The organism is Chitinophagaceae bacterium (assembly GCA_016710165.1).
Taxonomy (GTDB): domain Bacteria; phylum Bacteroidota; class Bacteroidia; order Chitinophagales; family Chitinophagaceae; genus Ferruginibacter.
Map to the genome: position 1 here is coordinate 1 of JADJLJ010000010.1, position 8,018 is coordinate 8,018.

Here is an 8,018-nt window from a genome sequence, read left to right on the forward strand (position 1 = left end):
TACCGATAAAAGCCTGATGGCAAAAAAGCGGTATTGATGGCAACCTTCCTGGGGAGAAATAAAAAGAAGAAATTTATCGTAACCCTGAAAAAATGGACCAAGTTACGGGCACTGGAAAATGCCGTTACCGCAGTCTATCAGGATTATATGATGTACACGGCTAAATCTTGCCGCAGGTAGATTATTGCGTCTGTACCGGGATAAGTATATGGGTGATATTTTGCTAACCAGATTTTGGAAGAACAGGAGATCAGGGACCAAAATTTAATGCGTAAATTACAGGCAGAGCAGATGGATATTGAAGCCCGTGTACAGGCAGGTATTGAAGAATTTAAAGCAATAACACAGGCTGAAAAGACAAAGCAGATGCCGAGGCAGCAGAGAAAAATAATGATGCTAAAATAAAGCAGCAGGGTAAAAAGAATATGGCCTACTGATGCCCAAAAAGCCGCAGCAGCAAAAGCCGAAGAAATTAAAAAGAAAGGCGGTTTAACAGATATTGTTGACAGGATTAAAAACGCTATAAATAAGTGTAAGTAATGTTAGATATTGGATGTTTAATAAAAAATACCACATTACGGCATGACCTTAACGATCTTGTTGAGTTTATTGCGTATGAGCGTATCTAAAAATTAGGATGCCGGACTGCAATCTATTTACAATGATATCAGGATTAACGGGATTGAAGTTGACCTGGGAACCGTTGGGTATATTTACAATGATGTGCTTCCAAAATCATACGCTCAATTTAATTCTGACCATGATGTGAACGAATACGTTTTAAAGTCGTATAATGATGCAATAAACCGTGCCGCAAGGTTGGAGGCACCGGATCAGACCGAAAGACAAATAGGCCAGAATAGCCCGGATATGGAGGTTGTGAACGGTATTTTAAATATGTTCACCAAACTTAACACTCCGACAACGGACCCGATATATTCTGATATGCGTATGATGCAGGAAGCGCTTTGGAAAGGCATACAGCGAAAATTAAAACTTACAATAACAGCATACCGGAAGCCCAAAAGGACTGGGAAGAATTATTGCACCAGGCGCTTGGTTACGAACAACTGGGCATGACTGATATCAATGGTCATTTAAACGGTATTGCGGATCTGTTTGATTCCATGAAGGAGCAGCTTGCCGATGCCACCTGAAATGGAAAGCCGGGGCGATTACGCTACAGCCCAAAATGGCGTGAAATGACCGATAAATTAAAGCTGCATCATACTCCTGCTTTTTCTAAAGGTGAAAGCAAAAACATTCATTACTCAAATTTTCAAAGAAGCCGGGTACTGGCAAACAGCTTAAAAAGCCAAATCCTGATGGCAGTTTCAAAACCGTAATTGACTGGAATAAACTATCAGATGAGGTAGGAAGTGTACTGGACTTGTTTAACAACATTGACAGGGTAATGAGGAACAAAGGATATTCCGATTCAGTAATTCAGGGCGTAAAAGATTCATTTGAAAATGAAGTGAATGATATGAACGCTAAAATTTTAGAATGGCGTTTAAATAAGTTGGAAAGTAAATCAGACGCACTTGATAGGGCAAGTAATCGAAAAACAGACCTTAAAAGGCTGGCTGAATTAAATAACCTGGGGATTTTCCAAAACGCACACGATAAACTTTTAAGTAGTGTTATTGGTATATCCGACCTGCAAGCGGAGGACTTGGAAGATATTGAACGACTGGCAAAAGCTGCATCAGAACTGTACCGGGAAATTGATAAAAATTATGGTGATGGTATTTTTGCTGCATCTGCTCTTCAAAGTATTCAGCGTTCTATTGACCGTATAGTTCAGAGAAATATAAACAACAAAACAAGGTTAATGAAAATAATGTCAGCGATTAAAAATTTCGTTGATGTTCTTCTTACCGGAATGCTAATGGGACCATTGACAATTTTTGAAAACTGGCTATCTGGTATTAAAGATACTATGGCACCTTTTGGTATTGGGAAATCTAAATTCACCAATCAGGAAGATAGAGAGGCTTACCGATCTGTTTTAGCAGATGTATTCACCAGAGGACAATCATACGGTGAAGAAGTGGGCAGCTTTGCACCACGGGAACTGTATTCAAATTCACTTCGCTTCAACTGGAAAGGTGGCTTAAAACAAAAGGCTGAATCTGCCTTGTTTGTATTAATGGCCCCGGCCAGACTGGGCTTATTAGGTTTTGACAGTGCCAATAAAGTAGTTATCACAAATAAGACTTTTCATAATGCAATGTATCAGGCATTACTGCAGCACGGTAAAACAGCGCAGGAAGCAGAGAATATTTTAAACGAAGCATTGCACGGGCAAAAGTATCAGGAGGCTAAAACGAATGCAGAAGCCATTTTAAACAGCATAAATTCAAAGCTGGGGCAAAGTATTCAATACCTGTAAATGACAATACCATAATCCGTCTTGCTAATGACCTGGTGAAAGCAAACCTGAACACCGATGGTTTATTTACCGACAAGGAAAAAGCCACAGAAATAGTTGTATCAACTCTTAAAGGAAGTTATCACGTTGCAGGGTATGGACTGGGGCATGAACCAAATAACCCGTTATCAAGAATGATTAAAAATTCACGGGATAGTATGGTAAAAAAGGAGCAGAAAATAAGAACTGAAAACAACTGGAATAAACTTGCATGGCATAAACTTGGTACAACTTTTTTAAATGGATTTATACTTCGGTTTACTGGTGGTGCAACAAACTGGATAGTGTTACGGGCACAGTCAGGACTTGGTTTAGGCATCGCTTCTGGATTTTTAGGTAAGTGGATGCACGGTCCCGATTTTAGTGTAGAATTGGATTTTAAAAATGCAGAAGCTATTCAGAGATCAGTTAAAGAACGGTTAGGTGCCCGTAATCAAATAGGTAGGGGTATGGCAGGTTTGACATACACGCTTGCTGGATATATTGCTTACTATCTTCTTACAGCAGGTGGTGATGATGAAAGAAGAGCGTAAAAGAAAAAGACTGGCAGAGCTTTCAAAATCTGTTCAAACTCCAGCAGTAAAGGACGAAATTAAAAAACTTACTTCCGAAGAAAATGTAATGAAGCAGATAAAAAGCAATTACATGGGTAACAGGCTGTTCAAAAAAGTTGCGCCCGATTTAATGCTATTGCAGTATTATTGGATACTGAGAAAGGATGCAGAAATGGGTGCGCTTAATTATATTACGTAAAACAGGAGGCATCGTAGTGATTATTCTTTATCAAGCAAAGTAGCTGATGCCTTTCAATATTACCGTTCTGGAGAAAAAAGTCAGGCAAGAGGTAAACTGGCAAGCATAGCTGGAGATCAGATGGCAGTACCACTTTGGAGGGCATATAAGGACTGGTTTAAATTAGCCGATTGGATCTCATCGCCTTTAACTGGAAGAAATGTATCTTCGGACTTCAAACAGCCATCCAATGTACCAGAGGCGTTTTTAGGTGGTGGCGCATTGGAAGACTGGGGCGCTTACCAGCGGAATAGCAGCGTTACAATTTTACCAGGTATAGGGCCAAAAGCCATTGAAAGATTTAAAGCAGTAGGAATAGAAAAATGGACGACCTTGAAAAGCACCCCGGATGGGAAAACTTTATGTTTATCAATGAAAAAGGCAATCCTCAATTTATTTTGGATGCCGGTGATCGCAAAGCAGCTAAATTAGCTGCTGAAAAATGGTTTAAAGAAAATTAAAAAAACATACAATGAAAAAGCTACTCACTTTCCTGTTTTCACTTATAACGATGGCAGGATATTCACAAAGCCCAACAAAGGGTGCCTTAAATACAATCGATACCACATGGAAGCCAACAATAAAAATGCTGGCTATTAATAAACTGGACAACACAGTGGTATATTGGAATCAGTCTTATTGGTCAGTCGTTGCCAGTGGTAGTAGTGGAGGCGCTGTTTTAGCCGCTGATTTACCATTAGATATTACTGCCGATGTAATTTCAATCCCGGCTGCATCCGGGGTGAACGATGGCTATCTTTCATCCATAAAATATACGCAATTTGATAATAAATGGGGACCAACAGGAAATGCCGCTTCTTCCGGTGATTTTATAGGCACTACAAATACACAGTCTTTTTTAGTTAAGACAAACAATTTACAAGTCGCCTCTATAAGCGGGGATGGCAATTATAGGTATAATTTTAGCCCTAACGCAATTTCTCAAACAGGTACTTATAATTTTATATTTGGGTACCAGCCAACAATATCTTCAAATTACTCTTTAAGTGGAGGTTATCAAACAAGTGCTTCGGAGTAGCTTGGTATCCATAAATAGAAATACACAAGCATCCGGAAATTATTCATTTGCTTGCGGAAGTTCAAGCATCGCTTCCAGGCAAGCGGCATTTGCAACAAATAATGCTCAAACGGGTACATTTGGCGGGGCTGGATTTGGAGCGTATAATGAAATTTCCACAGACGCATCATTACCAACAAGTATCGGAGCAAATAACCGAATATTTATTATTGGGAATGGTTCAGCAACATCAAACAGGCACAACGCTTTAACTGTTTTGCATGGTTCTGATGTTAAATGGCACAAAGCCTCTTTGGGTTTAATACTTTGCTTCCTACATCAACTGTTAGTGTTGGCGGTTCTTTTGAAGCTTCTTATGTTGCAAAAACTGGAGACTACACGGCAACCGATGTTGACTATACAATTCATTTTACATCTGGTACTAATACATTTACACTTCCTACAGCCGTTGGTTGTACTGGACGAATTTATGTTGTGAAGAATACCAGTGGAAACAATTTGACATTAGCGACAACAAGCGCACAAACTATTGATGGCTCTGCTCCCGGAACTTTGACAACAGGCAGTGCAGCACAATTTCAAAGCACCGGTGCAAACTGGATAAAAATAAACTAATGAGATTTATACCAATTCTTTTATTTATATCGTTAAGCCTTTCAGCCCAGTATAATTACAAAGATACCCTGCGTATCGTAAGGTCTGGCGATTCCCATTGCTCTGGAGCGGGAGCGCAAAATTTTGATTCTTCCTGGGGTTCAAGATTCAAAGCATACTTGGAAACAAAGTACGTACTGTAATTGAAAGTATTTTATGTACTGGTGAGAAACCACGAGAACTTTATGCCAGCATGGAGTTACCAAAGTAATTCCACAAAAAATGTTGACACAGCATTAAATTTTAACCCGGATTTTGTTGTAATGGAATATAGTGGAAATGATTTTGTTGTTCAATACATGAATACAATAGAAACGCTGAATAATCTTCGATTTCTGCATGATACACTTGAAAAGCAGGGCGTAAAATGCGCTATGACTGGTATGGCACCCGGCAAAAAACATTTGCGGCCCGGTAACACAGCAAGGGTATAAAGACACGGCGTTGAAATTGAATTTAGCTTTAGCTATGGCATACCACGATCATTATCTTGGGATATGGTACCCCTTATTAAGGGCTGATAGTACCGGGAAGGTTGCACCCGGATATCTAAGTGCAGACAGTTTGCATTTTAATGATGGTGGTCATGGTGTATTTTGGGAAAGCATGATGCAATATCCAGGCATGGATGTTATCGCCTGTAATTGCAAAGGAATGGCAGTAAATTTCTCACTATCAAAAGTAGGAGATAGTTTAAGGATATACTCAAAAGAAATTGTTGCTGCCCGAATTGAAATATACGGTTCGAATGACCAATCAACCTTTACTTATATTACCGATTGGCGTATGCCGGTTGGGGAATTCGACCATAAAATAAATGGCACAGATTACATCTATTATCAGGTAAGGATTTTAAGTGGATTTCGGCCCACCATTGTTAGAACAGAAAAAATAAATTGATGATTAACCCTGTAATATCAATATCAACATTTAAAGGAGAAAATTTTGAGAATTACTTACAGCAAGTTGACCTGTGGGACATTTTTGGGTTTTTGGTGAATGATGAAGATATTAATCCTTATGCTTCAAGCGTGGCAAAATATATTGTATGGGGTTATGGCATAGATAGCGATATGCTGTCAACCGATGGATATAACTGGGGTAAAATTAAGCCGATCATATTTGCAAAAGCTAATCTGCCAGAAGAATTGTATGGAGCAGTTGTAGAATTAAAGAACAAATCTGTTATTGATTCAATACAGACATTCCCTTGACTATCAAAACGATGAAAACTGGACACAATACTGCACATACCGGGATTTAAGGGCACAAATGCTTAGTTCAGCAGTAGGAGAGATACTTAACGCAAGCGAAGAAACGAATTATGAACAAAAGATGAAAAATGCAATTCATAGCCAAACTCTTCTAAGCATGATGAATGTGGCAAAAGAAACATTTATTCAAAACCACAGTAAGTTAAAAGGTGCAGTGGAGGCTTTTAACCGATAGTTCAAAACAAAGAAAAACAACACGAAGCCCAGCGCATTATGCCCAAAGGTGATTCAATATAAAGATTTTCAGGTAGGAGAACACACTATCAAAATTCCGATCCCATTAAAGCAATCGGATATTTTCTTTTTAAAACAATCAAAAGATAATCAATACTGGGACAGGGATAAATTTATTTCAGAAAACGACTATCGTAAGATATGGTTTGATTTTATTCCTAATTATACCAAGATGGACCAGGCGGCAACCAATTATGATTCCGATGGCCTATTGGTTTCCCTCAACCCGGAAGATTCAAAATATGTAGATCGTATCTACCAGCAGGAAACAGAACGCAGGTTAAGCGGCATCCATTTTATGAATAATGCGGAAGTTACCTGGATAACCGGCGACCATTATTTTTTCTTAATGTATGCAAGAATACAGCGGCATGATGGCAAAGGTAATTATGCAGACTACCGTGAATTTCAAAGGGACTACCTGTATTTAATTCATCACTGTAATACAAGCCGTTTCAATGAGCATCCAAACATATTGGGCCTATTTCTTACTAAAGCAAAAAAGACTGGTATTACCAACATTCACTGGTCCGGGTATTACCTGAATAAAGCCACATTATACAGGAACAGGAACCTCGGCTATATGAATATTGACTTGAACCAAGCCGCTAAGACCTTCAATGATTATTTCATGTATTCTTACAATGGGTTGATCTCCCCATTACGGGCTGATTACAGGAGCAGGTCATTGAATGATGGAAATATCGTTTTTGCGAAGTCATATACAAGCTCAAAGAAAGTAAAATACAACACCGATGAAGATGATCTGAATACTTCAGTTACCTGTGTGCCAACAAAAAATAAGGCTTTTGACGTTGCGGTAATGTCTGATATCACCTTTGATGAGCCTACTAAGTATAAAGAGAATTTTGGTGAGATTTGGAGAACCAATAAAGAAGCTGTTAAGATCAGAGTAAAATAAATGGCAGGGCTTGGTTATTTAACTATACCCCGGAAGACAATGGCGAATCATTCAGGGCGGCACGGAAAATATTTTTTGAATCAGAACTTAAAACCATTACCGGCAATAGTGAAGGGCAAACCATAAGCGGATTGATATGCCATCACATACCGGCGTATGAATCCTGGGAAGGCGCTTTTGATAAATTTGGCAAGTGCGATAAGCAAAAGGCCATGATGGAGATACAAAGGGAGGTGAACTTGATGTTGACCTGGAAATGCTGCAAAGGTCAGAAAAAACCTTTGAATGGGGCCATTATGAATGGGAAAATCCGATTTGGGAAGTAGGAAGAAAAGACCGGAGGCCAAAAGGGGTTTTTGGCCGGGTTAAGTGGGTGCCCATTACTGAAGAACAGAGGTATAAAGGCAAAGAAGATAAGGTTCGATTGTATAATACCCCGTTGCCCCAAGATGTAAACCAAGCCATATTATTTGGTAAAGATGAATACAACAATCTTCTTCCTCCCCCGGTATTTCTTCATTGCGGAGGTATTGACCCGGCTGACTGGAAGGAGGCTGGAAGTATTGAAGAAGGCTCTATGATCGCTATGGACACCATGGCCGTACACAATACAGCCAGAAATACACAATCAAAGAAAGTTGTTACAAAAATTCAGTATGCCGAATATCT

At 39.2% G+C, this 8,018-nt stretch carries 13 protein-coding genes; all 13 read left to right on the forward strand.

What is annotated here, in order from left to right; translation table 11 throughout:
• Positions 1–267 precede the first annotated feature (267 nt).
• Entirely contained in the window at positions 268–405 is a 138-nt protein-coding gene (locus IPJ02_17940) for a hypothetical protein (GenBank protein MBK7377358.1), read from the forward strand.
• Positions 406–968: 563 nt separating this feature from the next.
• On the forward strand, positions 969–1,157 hold the full coding sequence (locus IPJ02_17945; GenBank protein ID MBK7377359.1) for a hypothetical protein: 189 nt from the start codon (positions 969–971) through the stop codon (positions 1,155–1,157).
• 45 nt (positions 1,158–1,202) lie between these two features.
• Positions 1,203–1,346: a hypothetical protein gene (locus IPJ02_17950; GenBank protein MBK7377360.1), complete on the forward strand. Its 144-nt coding sequence runs from the start codon at positions 1,203–1,205 to the stop codon at positions 1,344–1,346.
• 68 nt (positions 1,347–1,414) lie between these two features.
• Positions 1,415–2,395 (forward strand): hypothetical protein, encoded by a 981-nt coding sequence (locus tag IPJ02_17955; protein MBK7377361.1) that lies wholly within the window; start codon positions 1,415–1,417, stop codon positions 2,393–2,395.
• Between the two features lie 35 nt (positions 2,396–2,430).
• Complete coding sequence (locus IPJ02_17960; protein ID MBK7377362.1) at positions 2,431–2,967, forward strand: hypothetical protein; 537 nt, start codon at positions 2,431–2,433, stop codon at positions 2,965–2,967.
• Positions 2,945–3,187, forward strand: a complete 243-nt coding sequence (locus tag IPJ02_17965; GenBank protein ID MBK7377363.1) for a hypothetical protein — start codon at positions 2,945–2,947, stop codon at positions 3,185–3,187. Before IPJ02_17960 ends, IPJ02_17965 begins: the two co-directional genes overlap by 23 nt.
• A 120-nt stretch (positions 3,188–3,307) precedes the next feature.
• The gene (locus tag IPJ02_17970; protein MBK7377364.1) at positions 3,308–3,658 is read left to right on the forward strand and encodes a hypothetical protein; all 351 of its coding nucleotides are present in this window, start codon (positions 3,308–3,310) and stop codon (positions 3,656–3,658) included.
• A 40-nt stretch (positions 3,659–3,698) separates the two neighbouring features.
• Positions 3,699–4,265 (forward strand): hypothetical protein, encoded by a 567-nt coding sequence (locus IPJ02_17975; GenBank protein MBK7377365.1) that lies wholly within the window; start codon positions 3,699–3,701, stop codon positions 4,263–4,265.
• Between the two features lie 276 nt (positions 4,266–4,541).
• On the forward strand, positions 4,542–4,880 hold the full coding sequence (locus IPJ02_17980) for a hypothetical protein (protein ID MBK7377366.1): 339 nt from the start codon (positions 4,542–4,544) through the stop codon (positions 4,878–4,880).
• Between the two features lie 483 nt (positions 4,881–5,363).
• Entirely contained in the window at positions 5,364–5,819 is a 456-nt protein-coding gene (locus IPJ02_17985; GenBank protein ID MBK7377367.1) for a hypothetical protein, read from the forward strand.
• Positions 5,819–6,133, forward strand: a complete 315-nt coding sequence (locus IPJ02_17990) for a hypothetical protein (protein ID MBK7377368.1) — start codon at positions 5,819–5,821, stop codon at positions 6,131–6,133. Before IPJ02_17985 ends, IPJ02_17990 begins: the two co-directional genes overlap by 1 nt.
• Before the next feature lie 466 nt (positions 6,134–6,599).
• Positions 6,600–7,349, forward strand: a complete 750-nt coding sequence (locus IPJ02_17995) for a hypothetical protein (protein MBK7377369.1) — start codon at positions 6,600–6,602, stop codon at positions 7,347–7,349.
• A 439-nt stretch (positions 7,350–7,788) separates the two neighbouring features.
• Positions 7,789–8,018: hypothetical protein (locus IPJ02_18000; protein MBK7377370.1), on the forward strand; the 230-nt coding region annotated here is incomplete at its 3' end.

Bases quoted from the DNA above. Each gene is read 5' to 3' on its own strand.
- IPJ02_17940 (MBK7377358.1), top strand. From the start codon at position 268: ATGCGTAAATTACAGGCAGAGCAGATGGATATTGAAGCCCGTGTACAG.
- IPJ02_17955 (MBK7377361.1), top strand. From the start codon at position 1,415: ATGAGGAACAAAGGATATTCCGATTCAGTAATTCAGGGCGTAAAAGAT.
- IPJ02_17950 (MBK7377360.1), top strand. From the start codon at position 1,203: ATGACCGATAAATTAAAGCTGCATCATACTCCTGCTTTTTCTAAAGGT.
- IPJ02_17975 (MBK7377365.1), top strand. From the start codon at position 3,699: ATGAAAAAGCTACTCACTTTCCTGTTTTCACTTATAACGATGGCAGGA.
- IPJ02_17980 (MBK7377366.1), top strand. From the start codon at position 4,542: ATGGCACAAAGCCTCTTTGGGTTTAATACTTTGCTTCCTACATCAACT.
- IPJ02_17970 (MBK7377364.1), top strand. From the start codon at position 3,308: ATGGCAGTACCACTTTGGAGGGCATATAAGGACTGGTTTAAATTAGCC.
- IPJ02_17995 (MBK7377369.1), top strand. From the start codon at position 6,600: ATGGACCAGGCGGCAACCAATTATGATTCCGATGGCCTATTGGTTTCC.
- IPJ02_17990 (MBK7377368.1), top strand. From the start codon at position 5,819: ATGATTAACCCTGTAATATCAATATCAACATTTAAAGGAGAAAATTTT.